13 protein-coding genes are annotated in these 20,432 nt (G+C 72.1%); 7 read left to right on the forward strand and 6 right to left on the reverse strand.

The features are described from left to right. Positions 1-44: 44 nt before the first annotated feature. Both MF672_RS32635 and MF672_RS32640 read right to left on the reverse strand, forming a co-directional pair. Positions 45-2,081: an RICIN domain-containing protein gene (locus MF672_RS32635; protein WP_242382967.1), complete on the reverse strand. Its 2,037-nt coding sequence runs from the start codon at positions 2,079-2,081 to the stop codon at positions 45-47. Next, positions 2,078-4,822 carry a beta-L-arabinofuranosidase domain-containing protein gene (locus MF672_RS32640; protein ID WP_242382969.1) on the reverse strand — a complete coding sequence of 915 codons (2,745 nt, stop codon included), beginning with the start codon at positions 4,820-4,822 and terminating at the stop codon, positions 2,078-2,080. The genes MF672_RS32635 and MF672_RS32640 overlap by 4 nt, the downstream gene beginning before the upstream one ends. Positions 4,823-5,585: 763 nt before the next feature. Between MF672_RS32640 and xynC the strand changes: the two genes are divergently transcribed. Then, complete coding sequence (gene xynC / locus MF672_RS32645; protein ID WP_302893318.1) at positions 5,586-7,310, forward strand: glucuronoarabinoxylan endo-1,4-beta-xylanase XynC; 1,725 nt, start codon at positions 5,586-5,588, stop codon at positions 7,308-7,310. 81 nt (positions 7,311-7,391) lie between these two features. On the opposite strand, the gene MF672_RS32655 is transcribed toward xynC, so the two are convergent. After that, complete coding sequence (locus tag MF672_RS32655) at positions 7,392-8,831, reverse strand: endo-1,4-beta-xylanase (protein ID WP_242382970.1); 1,440 nt, start codon at positions 8,829-8,831, stop codon at positions 7,392-7,394. 347 nt (positions 8,832-9,178) lie between these two features. Between MF672_RS32655 and MF672_RS32660 the strand changes: the two genes are divergently transcribed. Genes MF672_RS32660 through MF672_RS32675 form a run of 4 tightly spaced genes read left to right on the forward strand, consistent with a single transcriptional unit; the run spans position 9,179 to position 14,680 of the window. Continuing rightward, a complete protein-coding gene (locus tag MF672_RS32660; protein WP_242382972.1) occupies positions 9,179-10,519 on the forward strand; it encodes an extracellular catalytic domain type 1 short-chain-length polyhydroxyalkanoate depolymerase in 1,341 nt (446 codons plus the stop codon). Positions 10,520-10,561: 42 nt separating this feature from the next. Beyond that, complete coding sequence (locus MF672_RS32665) at positions 10,562-11,701, forward strand: lectin (protein ID WP_247815521.1); 1,140 nt, start codon at positions 10,562-10,564, stop codon at positions 11,699-11,701. A 24-nt stretch (positions 11,702-11,725) separates the two neighbouring features. After that, positions 11,726-13,303, forward strand: coding sequence for a lectin (locus MF672_RS32670; RefSeq protein ID WP_247815522.1), 1,578 nt, complete (start codon positions 11,726-11,728; stop codon positions 13,301-13,303). A gap of 24 nt (positions 13,304-13,327) precedes the next feature. Further along, on the forward strand, positions 13,328-14,680 hold the full coding sequence (locus MF672_RS32675; protein ID WP_242383146.1) for a glycoside hydrolase family 43 protein: 1,353 nt from the start codon (positions 13,328-13,330) through the stop codon (positions 14,678-14,680). An 80-nt stretch (positions 14,681-14,760) separates the two neighbouring features. On the opposite strand, the gene MF672_RS32680 is transcribed toward MF672_RS32675, so the two are convergent. The 3 genes from MF672_RS32680 to MF672_RS32690 all read right to left on the reverse strand — a co-directional run bounded on the left by MF672_RS32680 (position 14,761) and on the right by MF672_RS32690 (position 18,307). Then, the gene (locus MF672_RS32680; RefSeq protein ID WP_242383143.1) at positions 14,761-15,645 is read right to left on the reverse strand and encodes a phosphotransferase enzyme family protein; all 885 of its coding nucleotides are present in this window, start codon (positions 15,643-15,645) and stop codon (positions 14,761-14,763) included. Between the two features lie 37 nt (positions 15,646-15,682). Continuing rightward, positions 15,683-16,837 (reverse strand): NADH:flavin oxidoreductase, encoded by a 1,155-nt coding sequence (locus MF672_RS32685; RefSeq protein ID WP_242383140.1) that lies wholly within the window; start codon positions 16,835-16,837, stop codon positions 15,683-15,685. Positions 16,838-16,918: 81 nt separating this feature from the next. Next, positions 16,919-18,307 (reverse strand): aminotransferase-like domain-containing protein, encoded by a 1,389-nt coding sequence (locus MF672_RS32690; protein ID WP_242383139.1) that lies wholly within the window; start codon positions 18,305-18,307, stop codon positions 16,919-16,921. On the opposite strand from MF672_RS32690, the gene MF672_RS32695 reads away from it, so the two are divergent. Continuing rightward, a complete protein-coding gene (locus tag MF672_RS32695) occupies positions 18,306-19,535 on the forward strand; it encodes an aminotransferase class V-fold PLP-dependent enzyme (RefSeq protein WP_242383137.1) in 1,230 nt (409 codons plus the stop codon). The genes MF672_RS32690 and MF672_RS32695 overlap by 2 nt on opposite strands. Before the next feature lie 106 nt (positions 19,536-19,641). After that, positions 19,642-20,310 carry a sulfotransferase family protein gene (locus MF672_RS32700; protein WP_242383136.1) on the forward strand — a complete coding sequence of 223 codons (669 nt, stop codon included), beginning with the start codon at positions 19,642-19,644 and terminating at the stop codon, positions 20,308-20,310. The last annotated feature ends 122 nt before the right edge of the window (positions 20,311-20,432 follow it).

Consider the following 20,432-nt stretch of genomic DNA (forward strand, 5'->3'; position numbering starts at 1 on the left):
GCGAGGACGGCCAGGTGTCGTTGTCTCACGTCTGTGCCTTTCGGTCAGGGGGTGGTGAGGTCGAAGCGGCGCACGGTCACCGCGCCGCCGAGTGCCTGCGTGGCGTAGTTGAAGATCCCGAAGCGGTAGCCCATGAAGAACTGCCAGGCGTTGTTGAGGGTGAAGGCCGGGCCGAGGCTCACGAAGGTGGTGCCGTCGGTGCTGTAGGAGAAGCGGGCCTGCCGGCCGGAGCCGGGCCGGATGTCGGCGTTGACCCGCAGCCAGATCCGGCCGCCCGAGACGTTCGCGCCGGCCTGTTCGGCGCCGGTGCCGGTGGTCTGCCAGGAGCTGTTCATCGTCAGGCCGTTGGTCATCACGACCCGGTCGACGCCGTTGTCGCGCCGCACGCCGATCCAGGCCGACTGGTCGCGCAGCATGGCGAGGCCGGCGCGGTCGCCGTTGGCCATCTGCGAGTAGTCCAGCTCGATCGTCGCCGTGGACGACGGGCCCTGGATGCGGTGGGTGAGCGTGTTGCGGGCGTTGTAGAGGTCGTTGGTGACGGTCGCGGTCTGCAGGCGCAGGCCGCTGCCGGTGGAGAAGCGGCTGGTGTCGGGGTTGTGGTTCCACTCCCAGCGGGGGCCGAGGGTGCTCGCGCTGAAGGTGTCGGGGCCGGTCATGGACGCCACGGTCTTGCTGGTCTGGATGTTCGGCTTCGGGTAGGTGGCGCCCCAGGCGCCGTTGACGGTCTGCAGCACCGGCCAGTCGCCGCTCCAGGTGATCGGCGCGAGCGCCGGCACCCGGCCGCCGGGGTAGGCGTCGACGAAGGCCATGTAGTACCAGTCGCCGTTCTGCGTCTGGACGAGCCCGCCCTGGTGGGGGACGCCGCCGCCGGAGATCGGGCCGGGCAGGTTGAGCAGCACCTGGCGCATCTCGTACGGGCCCCACGGCGAGGTCGAGCGGAGGACGTACTGGCCGTTGGCGGGACGGGTGAGCCAGATGTAGTAGTAGCCGCCCCGCTTGTAGAAGCGGGAGCCCTCCAGGGTGCCGACGCTGCTCGGCGTCTGGAACACCTGCTGGGAGCGCACCTGGCTGAGCCCGTCGGCCGAGAGCTGGGCGACGCTGATGGTGGTGTTGCCGTAGGCGACGTACATGGTGTCGTCGGTGTCGACCAGCAGGCCGGCGTCGTAGTAGCAGTTGTTGATCTGGGAGCGCTTGGTCCAGGCGCCGTCCACGGCGGAGGCGGTGTAGACGTAGGTCCGGTTGAACTCGACGCAGCCGATCCAGTAGTAGGTGCTGTTGCTGGGCCGGTAGTTGAAGGCGGAGGCCCAGATGCCCTTCACGTACGCCCGCCCGCCGCTGAGGTCGTAGGCGCTGGAGCCGAAGTCGAGCCTCGGCACCGAGTGCCCGGCGTACTCCCAGTCGGTCAGGTTGTAGGAGCGCAGGATCGGCGCTCCCGGCGAGTAGTGCATGGTCGAGGCCGAGTAGTAGTATGCGTCGCCGACGCGGATGATGTCGCCGTCGGCGAAGTCCTGCCAGACGACCGGGTTGGTGTAGGTGCCGCCCGGGTTCTGGCCGCCGCCGACCTGGACGAGCTGCCACTGCTGGTTGTTGCCGCCCCAGTCGTCGTACTGGACGACGGCGGCGTTGTCGGCGGTGGAGGCGTTCTGGACCTCCAGGGCCTTGCCGCTGTTGCGGTTGATCAGCCGCACGTAGCCGCCGCTGGAGTCGGCGAGCCGCCACTGCTGGTTGACGCCGTTGCCGTCGGCCCACTGCACGACGGCGGCGCCGTTGGCGGTGGAGAAGTTGTAGACGTCGAGGACCTTGCCGGAGACGCGGGACTTCAGCCGGTAGTAGCCGCCGCCGGAGTCGACGAACTGCCACTGCTGGTTGTTGCCGTCGTTGCGGGTCCACTGCGTGATGCGGGCCCCGTCGGCGGTCGAGGAGTTGTAGACGTCCAGGGCCTTGCCGCTGTTGCGGTTGACCAGGACGTACCAGGCGTTGGTGTCGACCGTCGCCGCCGACGCCGACGGCGGGAGCGACACGCCCACGAGCGTCACGGACGTCAGGAGCACGGACGCGAGGAGCGCGAGCAGGCGCCTCACAGGAACCTCCAAAGGGTGTTGGCCGAGCCGTTGTCGTCGGCGAGCACGACCTGCGCGCCCTGGGCCGTGCCGCCGAGGCCGAGGACGCGGCCGCCGTTGGCGCACTGGAGGCGGAAGGTGGCGCCCGGCCCGTAGCGCAGCCGCCAGCGGTGGTCGGCGGTGCCGTTGTCGGCCCACTGCACGACGCGGGACCCGGCGGCGGTGCCCATGTTCTCCACGCCCAGCACCTTCTGGCTGGCGGAGTTGCGCAGCCGCAGGTAGCCGCCGGTGTCGGTGATCGCCGTCCACAGGTGGTCGGCGGTGCCGGTGTCGCCCCACTGGATGACGAGCGCGCCGTCGGCCGTGGACATGCCGGTGACGCCGAGCACCAGGCCGGTGCCCGCGTTCTGCAGGCGGCGCGCGCCGTTCGGCAGGAACCGCCACTGGTTGTCCTGGCTGCCGTTGTCGGAGTCCTGCACCACCTGGGCGCCGGCCGCGGTCGAGCCGTTCAGGACGGCGAGCAGCTTGCCGCTGTTGACGTTGCGGATCCTGACCGAGCCGTCCCCGGCGTCGGTGACCGTCCACCGGTGGTCGGCGGTGCCGGTGTCGCCCCACTGCAGCACCCGGGCGTTGTCGGCGGTGGACATGTTCTCCACGCCCAGGACCTTGCCGCTGTTGACGTTGCGCAGGCGCAGGGCGTCGCCGTCCACGACGGGCACCCAGTCGTGGTCGGCGGTGCCGTTGTCGCTCCACTGCACGGCCAGGCCGCCGTCGGCGGTGGACATGTTCTGGACGCCGAGGACCAGCCCGCTGGCCGCGTTGACCAGCCGGAAGCTCGCCGTGCCCGAGCCGCTCTGGCCGCCGGTGCTCCAGTAGACGACGTAGTTGTGGCCGTGCGCGTCGTAGAACGGCTCTAGCCGCACCTGCGCGCCGCCGGCCGTCGCGGTGAAGGCGAGCGAGGAGGTGCTGGTCCGGGTGACGGAGGACGGCGTCAGGGCGGGGGCGGCGGACAGGCTCGTGTCGCCGTAGTCGCCCGACAGCACGACCGGGCCGTAGGTGACGGCCTGCACGGCGGGGTTGTCGTTGGCGGCCTTCATCACCACCCGCATGGGCAGTCGCACGGTCACGGTGTCGCCCGCCGTCCACGAGCGGGTGAGGGCGGCGTAGGCGCCGGGCGTGGCGGTGACGTCCTGCTGGACGCCGTTGACGCTGATCGTCGCGCCCTGGGTCCAGGCCGGGATGCGGACGCGCATCGTCCACGTGCCGCCCACGTCGCCGGTGACCTGCAGCGACGTGGTGTCGCCCGCCGGGTAGGAGGTGGTCTGGGTGACGGTGATGCCGCGCTGGCTCCAGTTGAGGGTGGAGGGCGCGAACAGGTTCACGAACAGCGTGGTGCCGTCGTGGAAGTAGATCGATTCCGCCAGCTTGGTGTTGACCTCGATCCCGGTGCCCTGGCAGCACCAGAAGGAGGCGTAGTCGGTGCTCCACGTGCCGCCGCCCCACGCCGGGCCCACGCCGCGGCGTCCGCCCGGCCTGAGCGGGGTGAAGTAGGTGATGTGGCCGTGCGGGTCGGCGGGGTTCTGCGCGCCGAGGACGTGGTTGAACAGGGCCTGCTCGTAGAAGTCCATGTACCGCGCCTGGTCGGGGTACAGCGTCCACAGCTCGCGGGTCAGCTTGAGCATGTTGTAGCTGTTGCAGTGCTCGCAGGTGTCGTTGGCGAGGTAGCCGGCGATGGCGTTGGGGGCGCGGAAGTGCTCGGCCTGGCTGTTGCCGCCGATGACGTACGTGTGCGCGCCGACCGTGATGGACCAGGCGTTGACGGCGATGTCGCGGTAGCGGGTCGTGCCCGTCGCCTTGTACTCGCGGGCCGCCCCGACCCACTTGGGCACCTGCGTGTTGGCGTGCAGCCCGTTGAGCCGGTCCTGGCCGGCCGCGAGCGGGTCGAACACGGCCGCGTGGTCGAACCGCTGCGCCGTGGCCAGCCAGCGGGAGTCGCCGGTCAGCTGGTAGAGGTCGGTGAGCACGGCGTTCATGCCGCCGAACTCGGTGCCGAGCATGGCCTGCTGCTGGCTCGCGCTGAGCCGCGAGGTGCGGGCGTCCACCCAGCCCGCGAGGGCCAGCAGCACGGTCCTGGCGCGGGTGTCGCCGATCAGCCGCCAGACGTCCAGCAGCCCGGCCATGGTCTTGTGGACGCAGTAGTACGGCACGTTGCCGTTGGACAGGGTGCGGTTCTCCAGGGCGGTGAAGTCCGACTCAGGGAAGCCGGACAGGTATCCGGCGGTGAAGCCGGCCGCGCCGTTGTTCGCCTGGCACTTGGCCAGCTCGGCCACCATGTACGTGGCCTTGTCCCGGCAGGCGGTGTCGCCGAGCAGGGCGTAGGCCTGGGCCCAGGCCGTCAGGAAGTGTCCCTGCACGTGGGAGCGGAACGGGAAGCTCGGCGCGTCCCAGCCGCCGTTGGCCGCCGCGCCGTTCGTGGACAGGCGGTGGTTGGCGCGGAAGACGTACAGGAGCCGGTCGACGTCGACGAAGCGCAGGTAGCTGAGGGTGCGGTTCTGGTTGTCCAGCAGGCGTCCGGAGGTCAGCCGGACCTGGCCGAGGTCGAACTCGTAGGCGGAGACGCCGAGGTCGGGCCGGGCCCAGGGGACGGCGGCCGCCGCGGCGTCGGCGGCCAGCGCGGGGGCGGCGCCGGCCATCTGGCCGGCGACCGAGAACGCGGCGGTCGCGCCCGCGGCCTGGAGGAGCTGACGGCGGCTCAGGGGCATGCGGGGCTCCCTACAGGTGTTAGCGCTAACAACACAGCGGGGCGAGCGGCCCGGGCAACGCAGGGCCGCGCCACCGCGGCTCGGCCGGGCAGCGGGCTGCGGCGGCCGGCGGACTGCCGGTCCTGTGCCGCCGCCGGGGAGGTGGGGGGAGACATCCGGGGCTCCTCGACTCGGTGGGGGCATGCTGTTAGCGCTAACAACGACAGTGCGGAGCGGCGCGGCCTGTTCCGCAGATCGTGTTGCCGCGGAGTACATCCGACAGCCCGCCCCGCCGTCAACGAGGCAACCACCTCGCCGCCCGCGGGCGCCGCCGCCGGAACGCCGTCCGCCAGGAGATTCGCGCTCCCGGAAGATCGCGCCGCACTGCTCGTGGAAGTGAAAGTTTCACAGAAGTGATCCGTTGGCAACCGGCAATTTACAGCGGCATCGAAGTTAAGTTGCGGTTTCGGAGGTGCCCGGCCCCGGCCGAGTCAGGGCCGCAACCCGCACTGCGGGCCAGCTCAGCGCGGGTGCGGCGAGCCGGGCGCGCTGGTCCGGCGGTGGGCTTCCCCGCCCCGGAGAACAGGCGGACCGCGAGATGGATCTTGGTTAGCTTGCTGACCCCGCGGGGTTGACGGTCACCAGTCAGGGTCCTACCTTCCTCCAGAAGCCGGCCCGCCGCGCGGCGCGCCGGCCGTTCCTCCGCTCCCGCTGCGCCTTCCGCCGCGGGCGATCGCGGCGTTTCTGGGAGCGCTCCCACACCATCGGTGGTCAAGGAGAAGACATGATCGACAGAACCGGGCCGAGCCGGAGACGCGTGCTGGCCACCCTGGGGGCCGTGCCGGTCCTCACGGCCCTGACCTCGGCCATGACCGCCACGCCGGCCGCGGCCGCCACCGCCGTCGTGAGCCCGTCGGCACGGCGGCAGACGATCCGGGGGTTCGGCGGCATGAGCCACGCGGCCTGGGCCGGCGACCTGACGGCCGCCCAGCGGGAGACCGCGTTCGGCGTCGGCGACGGGCGGCTGGGCTTCTCCGTGCTGCGGATCCCCGTCCCCGAGAACCAGGCGGACTGGAGCCGGGACCTGGCCACCGCGCGGCGCGCCGCCGAGCTCGGGGTGACCGTCATGGCCTCGCCGTGGAACCCGCCCGCCGCCATGGTCGAGACCTTCGTCCGCGGCAGCCAGACCAACGCCCGCCGGCTGCGCTACGACTCCTACGCGGCCTACGCCCAGCACCTCGACGGCTTCGTCGCCCACCTTCGGAGCAACGGGGTGAACCTGTACGGCATCTCGGTGCAGAACGAGCCCGACTACGCCCACGACTGGACCTGGTGGACCCCCACCGAGATGGTCCGCTTCCTGCGCGAGAACGCCGGCTCGATCAGCACCAGGGTCATCGCGCCCGAGTCCTTCCAGTACCTGAAGAACATGTCGGACCCGATACTCAACGACCCCGTCGCGCTCGCCAACGTCGACATCATCGGCGCCCACCTCTACGGCACGCCGTACGCGAACTTCCCCTACCCGCTGTTCAAGCAGAAGGGCGCGGGCAAGGAGCTGTGGATGACCGAGGTGTACTACCCCAACAGCACCGACTCGGCCGACCTCTGGCCGCAGGCGCTGGACGTGGGCGAGCACATCCACCACGCCATGGTCGACGCCGAGTTCCAGGCCTACGTCTGGTGGTACATCCGGCGCAGCTACGGCCCCATGCGCGAGGACGGCCAGATCAGCAAGCGCGGCGCCGTCATGGCGCAGTTCGCCAGGTTCGTCCGGCCGGGGCACGTGCGGATCGACGCGACGGCGAACCCGGCGTCGAACGTCTACGTCTCGGCGTACCTGGGCGGCGACTCCTCGATCGTGGTCGTCGCGATCAACAAGAACACCTCGGCGGTGACCCAGCAGTTCACCCTGTCCGGCAGCACCGCGACCGGCGTCTCGTCCTGGCTGACCGACGCGAGCAGGAACGTCGCCGCCCAGGGCACGACCGCCGTGTCGAACGGCTCCTTCACCGCGACGCTGCCCGCCCGCAGCATGACCACGTTCGTGACCGGCGCGAGCGCGCCGTCCGGCGGCATCGACACCACCGCCTGGTACGTCCTGGTCAACCGCAACAGCGGCAAGGCCCTGGACGTCTACAACCTGGCGACCAACGACGGCGCCCGCATCACCCAGTGGACCCGCAACGACGGCAACCAGCAGCAGTGGCAGTTCGTCGACTCCGGCGGCGGCTACTACCGGGTGAAGTCCCGCCACTCCGGCAAGGTCCTGGACGTCTACAACTTCTCGACCGCCAACGGCGGCGCGGTCGTGCAGTGGGCCGACGGCAACGGCGTCAACCAGCAGTGGCGGCCGGCCGACAGCGGCGGCTACGTGCGGCTGATCAACCGCAACAGCGGCAAGGCCCTGGAGGTGCAGGGCGCCTCCACCGCCGACGGCGCCAACATCGTCCAGTACGACGACTGGGGCGGCAACAACCAGCAGTGGCAGCTCGTCCGGGTCGGGTGACGACCGGGACGAGCCGCCCAGGCGGTGACGCCTTCCCCCGGCCCCGTCACGCGGGGGAAGGCGTCAGTCAGCGGGTGAGGCTCACGTGGCCGGGGTGTAGGACCACTTCTGGTTGCTGCCGCCCCAGCAGCTGTAGAGCTGGAGCGCCGTGCCGTTGGCGGTGCCGGCGCCGACCGCGTCGAGGCACAGCCCGGACTGCACGCCCACGATCGTGCCGTCGGAGTTGACGCGCCACTGCTGGTTCGCGCCGCCCCAGCAGGAGTAGATCTGGATCCTGGCGCCGTTGCCCGTGCCCCCGGCGTCCAGGCACTTGTTGCCGTAGACCCGCAGCTCGCCCGCCGAGGTCTGCGTCCACTGCTGGTTGCTCTGGCCGTTGCAGTCCCAGAGCTGTACGGCGGTGCCGTCGGCGGTGCCCGCGCCCGGCACGTCCACGCAGCGGCCGGCGGCGGTGCTCTTGATCTGGCCCGCGTTGCCGCCGGTGGGCGGCGGCGAGGTGTTGCCGCCGTTCAGCGCGTTGAGCACCGCCGTGTAGGCGGGCTTCTTGTTGCCGCTGCCGTCGAAGAGCAGCGGCGCGGCGCCGGACCCGAGCCAGGAGTCGGTGTCGCGCACGCCCCAGACCGTGATGCCGGCGCAGCCCGTGACCGCCAGGCAGTCGTTGACGACGTTGGCGTACGTGGTGGCCGAGCCGCCCTGGATGTCCAGCTCGGTGATCTGCACCTCGACGCCCAGCGCGGCGAAGCTCTGGATGGTCGTGCGGTAGTTGCTGTTGTAGGGGCTGTTGCTGTTGAAGTGCGACTGCAGGCCGACGCAGTCGATCGGCACGCCGCGGGACTTGAAGTCGCGGACCATGTTGTAGACGCCCTGCGTCTTGGCCCACGTCCAGTTGTCGATGTTGTAGTCGTTGTAGCAGAGCTTGGCGGCCGGGTCGGCGTTGCGGGCGGTGCGGAAGGCGACCTCGATCCAGTCGTTGCCGGTGCGCTGGAGGTTGGAGTCGCGCCGGCCGCCGCCGCTGTCGGCGTACGCCTCGTTGACCACGTCCCAGGCGTAGATCTTGCCCTTGTAGTGGCTCATCACGCCGTTGATGTGGTCGATCATCGCCTGCCGCAGCGAGCTGCCGGACAGCGACTGCATCCAGCCCGGCTGCTGGTTGTGCCAGGCCAGGGTGTGGCCGCGCACCCGCTTGCCGTTCTGCACGGCCCAGTTGTAGACCCGGTCACCGGCGCTGAAGTTGAACTGGCCGCGGTTCGGCTCGGTGGCGTCGATCTTCATCTCGTTCTCGGCCGTCACCATGTTGAACTCGCGGTTGGCGATCGTGGTGTAGGCGGAGTCGCCGAGCCTGCCCGAGGCGATGGCGGTGCCGAAATAGCGGCCGCTCTGCGCCGCGGCCGCGCCCAGCGTGCTCGCCGCGGCGTCGGCCGGGAGCGCCGTCGTCAGCGCCGTGATCAGGCCGAGTGCGCCGAGCGCGCCGGTGATCAGCGCCCGGCGGCGGGCGGCGGGCGGGGACATGGCGTTGACACGCATGCTTGACCTCCATGGGGTTCGTGCGGGCACTCAGTGTGTGGATCGCGCCCGAAAGTTGTCAAGAATCGGAGAGAAACTTTCGAGGGCGGGTATCCTGACCATGGGCTGGTGTGCTGGCACAAGGCGGATTCCGGCGCTCTGAAATGTTTCAGCAGCAGGTCAGCGTGAAAGTTTCATGGTCGTGATCGTGCTGGTGGATTCGCGTCCTGCGAGGTGAGCGAGCCCGCAGCGGGCTCGCGCCGGTCGGCCGAAAGCTAAGGGGCCCTTGACAGTACCTTTACTGCTCGTATTTGCTCCGTCCCGCCACACAGCAGTGTGTTAGCGCTAACATTCGGAGAGGCGGAGCCATGGAGCGGAAAAGGCACGTGGGCATCGGAGCCGCCCTGGCGGCCGTGATCACGGCCCTCGTCACAGCCCTGGTCACCGTGCTGTCGATGTTCCTCATGGCCGCGCCCGGAGCGTCGGCGGCGGTCCTGACCGAGGTGACGGGCTTCGGCGACAACCCCGGCGGGCTGCGGATGTACCTGTACGTGCCCGACCGGGTGCAGGCCAGACCGGGCGTCCTGGTGGCGATGCACGGCTGCAACGGCTGGGCCCCCGGCTTCCACCAGGGCACCGAGTTCGCCTCGCTGGCCGACCGGTACGGCTTCATCGTCATCTACCCGCAGGCGAACAAGAGCGCCAACGGCATGTCGAACTGCTTCGACGTCTGGTCGAACGAGGCCCTGCGGCACGGCGGCGGCAGCGACCCCGTGTCGATCGTCTCCATGACGAACTACGTGCTGCAACGCTACAACGGCGACCCGCAGCGGGTCTTCGCCACCGGCTTCTCCTCCGGCGCGATGGAGACCAACAACCTGCTGGCCACCTACCCGGACGTGTTCAAGGCCGGCGCCCCGTTCTCCGGCGTCCCGTACGGGTGCCTCGGCCCCGCCGGGTGCGGCGACAAGACGCCGCAGCAGTGGGGCGACCTGGTCAGGAACGCCTACCCCGGCTACACCGGGCCCCGCCCGCGGGTGACCGCCTGGCACGGCACCGCCGACTCCGTCCTGCCGTACTCGATGCTGCAGGAGGAGGTCGACCAGTGGACCAACGTGCACGGGCTGAGCCAGACCCCCACCACCACCGACAGCCCGCAGTCCGGCTGGACCCGCCGCGTCTTCGGCTCCGGGCAGGTCGAGGCGTACACCATCAGCGGCGCCGGCCACGACCTGCCGCACCCCGGCATGGCCGCCTACGCCATCCGCTTCTTCGGCCTGGACAGCGGCTCGTCCACCACGACGCCGACCACGACGCCGACCACGCCGGCCACCGGCCAGATCAAGGGCGTCGGCTCCGGCCGCTGCGTGGACGTGCCGGGCGCGGCCACCGCCGACGGCACCGCCGTCCAGCTCTGGGACTGCAACGGGCGCAGCAACCAGCAGTGGGCGCAGACCTCGGCGAGCGAGCTGCGGGTCTACGGCAACAAGTGCCTGGACGCGGCCGGCACCGGCAACGGCGCCACCGTCCAGATCTACTCCTGCTGGGGCGGCGCCAACCAGCAGTGGCGGCTGAACGCCGACGGCACCATCACCGGCGTGCAGTCCGGCCTGTGCCTGGACGCCGTGGGCCAGGGCACCGCCAACGGCACCCGGCTCCAGCTCTACACCTGCCACGGCGGCGCCAACCAGCGCTGGACCCGTACCTGAGCCCGCGCCGCCACCATCACACACGATCACAGGGAGGTCCTGGTGTCCGCAGCTCAAGAGCCCCGCCCGCGCGGGCGGCGATGGGCCGCCGCGCTCATCGCGGCGGTGTTGCTGGCGGCCGGCACGGTGACGGGGACAGGCGTCGCCGCAGCCGAGTCCAACGGCGGGGTTCGGGTCATGCCGCTCGGCGACTCGATCACCGAGGGCACGCAGGTGCCCGGCGGGTACCGGATCGGCCTGTGGCAGCGCCTGGCCGCCGGCCGCTACACGATCGACTTCGTCGGCTCGCAGTTCAACGGGCCGGGCAGCCTCGGCGACCACGACCACGAGGGCCATCCGGGCTGGCGGATCGACCAGATCGACGCCAGCGTCAGCGGCTGGCTGCGCACGTACACGCCGCGCAGCGTGCTGCTCCACCTCGGCACCAACGACATCCTGCAGAACTACAACGTGGCCGGCGCCCCGCAGCGGCTGTCCACGCTGATCGACCACATCACCGCCGCCGTGCCCGACGCGGACGTGTTCGTCGCGACCATCATCCCGCTGGCCAACTCCGGCCAGGAGTCCGCCGCCCGCACGTTCAACGCGGCCATCCCCGGCATCGTGCAGAACAAGGCGAGCAGCGGCAAGCACGTCCACCTGGTCGACATGCACAGCAAGCTGACCACCTCCGATCTCATCGACGGCGTGCACCCCACCTCCGGCGGCTACGACAAGATGGCCGCCGCCTGGTACGCGGCGCTGCAGTCGGTCTCCGGCAGCATCGGCCAGCCCGGAGGCGGCAGCTCCGGCGGGACCGCGATCAAGGGCGTCGGCTCCGGCCGGTGCCTCGACGTCTCCGGCGCGTCGCAGGCCAACGGCGCGCAGGCGCAGATCTATGACTGCAACGGCCAGCCCAACCAGCAGTGGACGCCCACCGCGAGCGGCGAGCTGCGCGTCTACGGCGGCAAGTGCCTGGACGTGTACAACCGCGGCACCGCCGACGGCACCGGCGTCATCATCTGGGACTGCAACGGCCAGAACAACCAGCAGTGGCGCTTCAACGCCGACGGCACCATCACCGCCGTCGGCGCCAACAAGTGCCTGGACGTGCCCAACTACTCCACGGCCAACGGCGTCAAGCTGCAGATCTGGTCCTGCAGCGGCGCCGACAACCAGCGCTGGACCCGCGCCGGTTCCTGACTCACCCCCTAGGCGGACGATCACATGCGCACAATCCTCGGCCTCGCCATGGCCGCGTTACTGGCGGCCGGCTCCCTCGTCGCGCTCGGCGGCGCCACGTCGCCGGCCCTCGCCCTGGACAACGGGCTGGCCCGCACCCCGCAGATGGGCTGGAACGACTGGAACAGCTTCGGCTGCAACGTCAACGACGGCCTGATCCGCCAGACGGCCGACGCCATGGTCTCCAGCGGCATGGCGGCGGCCGGCTACACCTACGTCAACATCGACGACTGCTGGTCCACCAAGAGCCGCAACGCGAGCGGCGACCTGGTGCCGGACCCGCAGAAGTTCCCCAACGGCATCAAGGCCCTGGCCGACTACGTCCACTCCAAGGGGCTCAAGCTCGGCATCTACTCCTCCGCCGGCACCACGACGTGCGCGGGCTACCCGGCCAGCCTGGGCTACGAGCGGCGGGACGCCGCCCTCTGGGCGTCCTGGGGGATCGACTACCTCAAGTACGACAACTGCGGTGACCACCGGGGCATGAACGGGCAGCAGCGGTACACCGCCATGCGCGACGCGCTCGCCGCCACCGGCCGCCCCATCCTCTACAGCCTGTGCAACTGGGGCCAGGAGAGCGTGTGGACATGGGGGATGCCGGTCGGCAACTCCTGGCGGAACACCGGCGACATCGCGGCCAACTGGAACTCCATCATGGGCATCCTGGACCAGCAGGTCGGCAAGGAGTCGTACGCGGGCCCGGGCGGCTGGAACGACCCGGACATGCTGGAGGTCGGCGTCGGCGGGGTGACCGGCACCGAGGGCCGCGCGCACTTCAGCCTGTGGTCGCTGCTGAACGCCCCGCTCATCGCCGGCAACGACCTCAGGACGATGAGCGCCGACACCCGCACCATCCTCACCAACACCGAGGTCATCGCGGTCAACCAGGACTGGGGCGGCCGGCAGGGCCACAAGATCAGCGACAGCGGCGACCTGGAGGTCTGGCGCAAGCCGATGAAGGACGGCTCGGTCGCGGTCGTCCTGCTCAACCGGGGCACCTCGGCCGCGTCCGTCTCCACCACCACCACGGCTCTCGGGCTCGGCTCGGCGTCCTCCTACTCCGTCCGTGACCTTTGGGCGCACACAACGTCCTCCTCGACGGGCACGATCAGCGCGACGGTCCCCGGGCACGGCGCGGCCATGTACGTCGTGACCGGCGGCGGCATCGTCCAGCCCACCACGGTCGCGATCAAGGGCGTGGGCTCGGGCCGGTGCCTGGACGTCTCGGGCGCCTCGCAGGCCAACGGCGCGCAGGCGCAGATCTATGACTGCAACGGCCAGCCCAACCAGCAGTGGACGCCCACCGCGAGCGGCGAGCTGCGCGTCTACGGCGGCAAGTGCCTGGACGTGTACAACCGCGGCACCGCCGACGGCACCAACGTCATCATCTGGGACTGCAACGGCCAGAGCAACCAGCAGTGGCGCTTCAACGCCGACGGCACCATCACCGCCGTCGGCGCCAACAAGTGCCTGGACGTGCCCGGCAACGCCACCGCCAACGGCACCAAGCTCACCATCTGGTCCTGCAACGGCGGCGCCAACCAGCGCTGGACCCGCGTCTGACCCCGCGACAGCTCAGGAGCGATCATGAAACGTGCATGCGCGTGGGTGCTGGCCCTGCTCACCATGGCCGCGTTGTGGCCCGCCTCGGCGGCCAGGGCGGACAACCCCATCGTCCAGACGATCTACACCGCCGACCCGGCTCCGCTGGTGCACGACGGCCGGGTGTACCTCTACACCGGCCGCGACGAGGACGGCTCGACGTGGTTCACGATGAAGGAGTGGCGGGTCTGGTCCTCCACCGACATGGTCAACTGGACCGACCACGGCTCCCCGCTGAGCCTGTCCACGTTCAGCTGGGCGAAGTCCGACGCCTGGGCCGGGCAGGCCGTCCAGCGGAACGGCAAGTTCTACTGGTACGTGCCCACCACCAACCGGGCGACCGGCCGGATGGCCATCGGGGTGGCCGTCGCCGACAGCCCGACCGGGCCGTTCCGGGACGCGCTCGGCCGGCCGCTGGTCGAGAACGGCGAGATCGACCCCACGGTCTTCATCGACGACGACGGGCAGGCCTACCTGTACTGGGGCAACCCGCACCTGTGGTACGTGAAGCTGAACGCCGACATGACCTCGTACTCGGGGAGCCCGGCGCAGATCCCGCTCACCACGGCCGGGTTCGGCACCCGCACGGGTGACGCCGCGCGCCCGACGCTGTTCGAGGAGGGCCCCTGGGTCTACAAGCGCAACGGCCTGTACTACCTGGTGTTCGCGGCCAAGTGCTGCTCGGAGTTCATCGCCTACTCGACGGCCCCCGGCCCCACCGGCCCCTGGACCTACCGAGGGACGATCATGCCCACCCAGGGCAGCAGCTTCACCAACCACCCGGGCATCATCGACTACCAGGGCGGATCGTACTTCTTCTACCACAACGGCGCCCTGCCGGGCGGCGGCGGCTTCACCCGCTCGGTGGCCGTGGAGAAGTTCACCTACGGCTCCGGCGGCACCATCCCGACGATCAACATGACCACGTCGGGGGCGCCCCAGGTGGGCACCCTCAACCCGTACGTCCGCCAGGAGGCCGAGACCATCGCCTGGGAGTCCGGCGTCGAGACCGAGCCCGCCAGCGAGGGCGGGATGAACGTCGGCTGGATCGAGAACGGCGACTACATCAAGGTCAAGGGCGTCGGCTTCGGCGCGGGGGCCAGGACCTTCACCGCCCGCGTCGCCTCGGCCGCCGCCGGCGGCCGGATCGAGCTGCGCCTCGACAGCGTCAACGGCACGCTGGCCGGGACGTGCACCGCCCCGGGCACGGGCGGCTGGCAGACCTGGACCACCGTGTCCTGCGCGGTCACCGGCGCGACCGGCACCCGTGACCTGTACCTCAGGTTCACCGGCGGGAGCGGCTACCTGTTCAACGTCAACTGGTGGCAGTTCAGCTGACGACCGTGGGGGGGGCGGCGGGCCGGGCGCGAGCCCGGCCCGCCGGCCGCCCGTCGGGCCGCGGCCGGTGCGGGCGCGCGTCAGGGCCGCAGCCGGTGGAACAGCTCGGTTCTGACGCGGTGGTACTCCAGGTCCTCGGCGTCATGCCGGACCCCGGCGCGGGCGGCCTTGTGGAAGTAGGCGTACTCCCTGCGCAGCTTGTGCCGCACGAGCTGGGCCAGCGACTCCTCGTCCAGGGGAGCCGCCGTGCCGCCGGCCTCGTGGTAGGCGGCCAGGAACTCCTCGCTGGGCCCGGCCACGTCGTCGCCCCACTCCAGGGCGGCCGCGGCCAGGTCCAGCTCGGGAGCGCCGACGAAGCACTCGTCCCAGTCGAGGACCGCCACGATCTCGCCGTCCCTGGCCAGGGTGTTGCCGGCGTAGAAGTCGCCGTGCAGCGGCTGGCGGCGCGGGTGCCGGGCGTGGAAGGCGGCCAGCCACCGGTCCAGGCCGGGGTCGTCCAGGCCGGCGGCGTCGCGCGGCGGGTCGCCGTACAGGCCGGACTCCTGGAAGGCGGGCACCGGGCGCGGGCCCGGGTCGTGACCGGCCAGCGCCCGGTGCAGCCTGGCCAGCAGGCGGGCCGCCGCCGTCCGCGTGGCGGGCCGGCCGGCGTCGGGCCAGGAGCCCTCGACGTACGGCCAGCAGGAGATCGGGCGGCCCTCCACCACGACGACGGTCGTGCCCTGCGAGGTGGGCAGCGGCGCGACGGCCTCGGGGAGCGTCGCCGCGGCGTGCCGGGCGACGGCGTGGCACCACTCCGCCTCGGCGGCCGGGCGTCCCGCGGGGCCGATCCTGATCACGTGCCCGTCGAGGCGGTAGGCGGCCGACTCCTCGCCGCCGTGCAGGCGCTCGGCGGCGCCCTCGACGCCCCAGACCGCCGCCGCCCGCTCGCGGACGGCAGCGGTCAGGGGCGTGCTGACGTAGATCATCCCGCCAGTTTAGGCACCGCCCGAGCCCGCCCGGTCCTCAGGCGAGGACGCAGCGGGTGCCGGTGTAGATGGTCGGCATGCACTTGTTGCAGTGGGTGCACAACGAGGGGGTGCCCGGCTCCTGCCGGATGCGGTTGACCAGGTCGGGCTCGCGCAGCAGGGCGCGGGCCATCGCGACGAACTCGAAGCCCTCGGCCATCGCCAGGTCCATCGTGGCGCGCCGGGTGATGCCGCCGAGCAGGACCAGCGGCATCCGCAGCGCGGCCCGGAAACGGCGGGCCGGCTCCAGCAGGAACGCCTCCTCGTACGGGTAGGCGCGGATGAACCGGGTGCCGGCGAGCCTGATCCCCAGGCGTACCGGCTGCTTGAAGGCGGCGGCGAACTCGGCGACCGGGGCGTCGCCGCGGAACAGGTACATGGGGTTGAGCAGGGAGCTGCCCGCGGTCAGCTCCAGCGCGTCGAGGCTGCCGTCGCGCTCCAGCCACCGCGCGACCTGGAGGCTCTCCTCCAGCCCGAGGCCGCCGGGCACGCCGTCGTCCATGTTGAGCTTGGCGAGGACGGCGACGCGGCCGCCGACGGCGTCGCGCACGGCGCGCGCGGCCCCGAGGGCGAGCTTGGCGCGGTTGGCGAGCGAGCCGCCGTACTCGTCCGTCCGCCTGTTGAGCCTGGGGGAGAGGAACGCGCTGGCCAGGTAGTTGTGGCCGAGGTGGATCTCGACCGCGTCGAAGCCCGCCTCGACGGCCAGCTCGGCGGCGCTCGCGTGCGCGGCGACGACCCGCTCGACGTCCGCGGCGGTGGCGCGGCGGATCATCCGCATCGCCTGCGGGTCGAACCGGGCGGACGGCGCCAGCGCGGGCAGCCGGTTCGACCTGCCGTTCGCGACCGGTCCCGCGTGCCCGAGCTGGGCGGAGACGGCGGCCCCCTCGGCGTGCACGGCGTCGGTGAGGCGGCGCAGGCCGGGCAGCGCCTCCGGACGCATCCAGATCTGGTGCCGCGAGGTGCGGCCCTCGGGCGCGACCGCGCAGTAGGCCAGCGTGGTCATGGCGACGCCGCCGGCCGCGTGCGCGCGGTGGAAGGCGATGAGGTCGTCGCTGACCAGGGCGTTCCTCGTCATGCCCTCGAAGGTCGCGGACTTCAGCACGCGGTTGCGCAGGGTGAGCGGGCCCAGCCTGGCCCGGTCGAACACGTCCATGTCGGTCTCCTGGTGCCGGGGACGAGCACCAGCCAGTCAACCACCGTTCCCCCGCCGCCGCCCCTGCCCGCCTCTGTTCCCTCAACGAGCGCTCAGGGCGAGCCGGCGGGCCGCCTCGGCCAGCTCGGCGCGGTCGGCGGTGGCGGCGAAGGCGAGCCGTACGTAGGCGGCCGGGCGTTCGGCGGGGAAGAAGCGGCTGCCGGCGCTCACCGCCACGCCGTGCCGGCGGGCCGTCTCGGCGGCCGCGACGTCGTCACCGTCGTCCGGCAGCCGGACCCACAGGTGCAGCCCGCCCGCGGGCAGGCGGGTGAGGGCCCATCCCGGCAGCTCGTGCGCGACGGCGGCCGCCAGCGCCGCGCACCGCTCCCGCAGCGCGCCGGCCAGGGCCCGCACGTGGCGCTCCCACTTGGGGGAGGTGAGCAGTTCCAGCGCAGCCTCCTGGAGCGGGCGGGTGACGAAGAAGTCGTCGACCAGGCGGGTGGCGCGCAGGCGCTCCATCACCGGGCCGCGCGCCACCAGGGCGCCGATGCGCAGGCTCGGCGCCGCCGGCTTGGTGAGCGAGGTCAGGTGGACCACGGTGCCGTCGCGGTCGTCGGCCAGCAGGGGCGGCGGCACCGGCGCGCCGTGGCCGAGGTGGCGGGCGAAGTCGTCCTCGATCACGAACGCGCCCGCCGCCCGCGCGGCGTCGACGACCTGCCGGCGGCGCTGCGGCGCGAGCACGGCGCCGGTGGGGTTGTGGAAGGCCGGCTGGCAGTACAGCAGCCGCGCGCGGGTCCTGGCGAACGCGTCGGCCAGGAGGTCGGGGCGCAGGCCGTCGGCGTCCATCGGCACCGGCACCGGGCGCAGGCCGGCCGCCCGGGCGGCGGCGATCGCCCCCGGATAGGTGGGCGACTCCATCAGGACCGGGTCGCCCGGCGCCGCGACGGCCCGGAACGCCATGGACAGGGCGCTCTGCCCGCCGGCCGTCACCAGGACGTCGCTCGCGCTCACGCCGTCGCCCGCCATCGCCGCGAACACGCTGCGCAGCGCTTCCAGGCCGGCGGCCGGCGCGCGGTCCCAGGCGTCGGGCCGGCGCGCGGCCCGGGCCAGCGCCGCGCTGAGCAGCTGCGTGGGCTGCAACGACCGGTGCAGGTAGCCGCCGTCCAGCGGGATCGTGCCGGCGGGCGGCGCGGCGCCGGTGAGGAGCCGGGTGTCGACGCTGCGGTCGGCGAGGGTGACGCTCTGCCAGGCGGTGTCGGCCACGTTGGGGCGGCGCCGGGCGCGGGCGGCCACGTACGTGCCGCTGCCCGGACGGGTGACGACCAGCCCCTCGGCGGCGAGCGTGGCGATCGCCTGCGACACCGTCGCGGGGCCGACCTGGTGGCCGCGGACCAGCTCGCGGCTGCTGGGCAGCCGGTCGCCCGGCGACAGCCGCTCGACCAGCGCCCGCAGCCTGGCCGCCAGCTCGGCCGAACTGCTACTGTCGGACATGAGAAATGATAATAGCGCTTCCGTCCTGGCCGCAGAATCGCTTCTGGACGTCGCGGCCCTGCGCGCCGACACCCCCGGCGCCGACGCCGTCGTGCACTTCAACAACGCCGGCTGCGGCCTGCTCGCCGAGCCCGTGCTGACCGCCCTGGTCGAGCACGTCCGGCTGGAGGCGGCCATGGGCGGCTACGAGGCCGCGGCGCTGCGCGCCGAGCAGGTCGGCGCGTTCTACACCGAGGTCGCCGCGCTGATCGGCTGCGCTCCCCGGAACATCGCGTTCGCCGGTAGCGCCACCCACGCGTTCTCCACGGCCCTGTCGGCGATCCCGTTCGAGGCCGGCGACGTCATCCTCACCACCCGCAACGACTTCATCTCCAACCAGATCGCCTTCCTGTCGCTGCGCAAGCGCTTCGGCGTGCGCGTGGTGCACGCCCCCGACGCGCCCGAGGGCGGGGTGGACGTGGCCGCGATGGGCGCCCTCATGCGCGAGCACCGGCCCCGCCTGGTGGCCGCCACCCACATCCCCACCAACTCCGGCCTGGTCCAGCCGGTCGCCGCCATCGGCCGGCTCTGCCGCGAGCTGGACCTGCTGTACCTGGTGGACGCCTGCCAGTCCGCCGGCCAGTACCCGATCGACGTCACCGAGATCGGCTGCGACCTGCTCACCGCGACCTGCCGCAAGTTCCTGCGCGGCCCGCGCGGCTCGGGCTTCCTGTACGTGTCCGACCGCGTCCTGCGCGCCGGGTACGAGCCGCTGTTCATCGACATGCACGGCGCGCGCTGGACCGAGCCGGACCGGTACCGGCCCGTCGACACGGCGGCCAGGTTCGAGGAGTGGGAGTTCCCCTACGCGACCGTCCTCGGCTGCGCCGCCGCCGTCCGCTACGCCCGCCGGGTCGGCATGGACGCCGTCGCCCGCCGCACCCCGGCCCTGGCCGCCGTGCTGCGCGGCAGGCTCGCCGAGCTGCCCGGCGTCCGCGTGCTCGACCACGGCCGGCAGCTCGGCGCGCTGGTCACCTTCGCCGTCGAGGGCTGGGAGCCGGAGCCGTTCAAGGCCGCGCTGGACGCGCGGCGGATCAACTCGGCGCTCAGCTTCCGCCACTTCGCCCAGTTCGACTTCGGCGACAAGGACGTCGACTGGTGCCTGCGCCTGTCGCCGCACTACTACAACACCGAGCAGGAGGTGGACCAGGTCGTCGCGGCGGTCGCCGAGCTCGGCACGGGGGCCTGAGCCGTCGGGAGCCCGCCTCGCCGTACTGGACGGGGGACGCTCACGAGGGCTTTACTCGTCCTTTGCTTACCTGCCGGTCGGCACACCAGAAGAGGAAGGGATCGGCATGGCCTTACGAGTTGTGGGCGCGGGGCTTCCGCGTACGGGCACGACGTCGTTGCAGGCGGCGCTGACGCGGCTGCTCGGGGCGCCCTGCTATCACATGCAGGAGGTGTTCGGGCGGCCGGACGACGCCGCGGTCTGGCGCGACGCCTGCGAAGGAGCCCTGCCCGACTGGGACGGCTTCCTCGGGGGGTACGCGGCCGGGGTGGACTGGCCGGTGTCGTGGTTCTGGCGGGAACTGTCCGCGGCGTACCCGGACGCGCTGGTGCTGCTGTCACGGCGGGAGAGCGCCGAGCGCTGGTACCGGAGCATGGACCGGACGGTGCTGGAAGGCGCCCGCCGCCTCACGCGGGGCGGCGCCTCCGCCGCCCCGCCGCAGATGCTCGCGCACGTCACCCCCGAGCAGGGCCGCGCCCTGCGGGACATGATCCGCGCCCTGTTCGGCGGCGCGTTCGGCGACCCGGACGACCCCGACCAGGTCATCGCCGCCTACGAGCGGCACCTCGACGAGGTCCGCGCCACCGTGCCGGCGCACCGGCTGCTCGAATGGCAGCCGGCCGACGGCTGGGAGCCGCTGTGCGCCGCCCTCGGCGTCCCCGTTCCGGACGAGCCGTTCCCCCACGAGAACACGACGGCCGACATGCAGGCCCGCATGGGCCGCACCGACCCCTGACCTCCCGCCGCACGACCCCGGCCGGCCGGACCGGCGAACCCGCAGCCAGACGCGCCCCCACCCCCCAGCCGCCACACCCGTCTGACTCCCGGCCCCGGCCGGCCCACCGGCCCCTTCACCCG

The sequence above is a fragment of the Actinomadura luzonensis genome, from assembly GCF_022664455.2.
Lineage (GTDB): Bacteria > Actinomycetota > Actinomycetes > Streptosporangiales > Streptosporangiaceae > Nonomuraea > Nonomuraea luzonensis.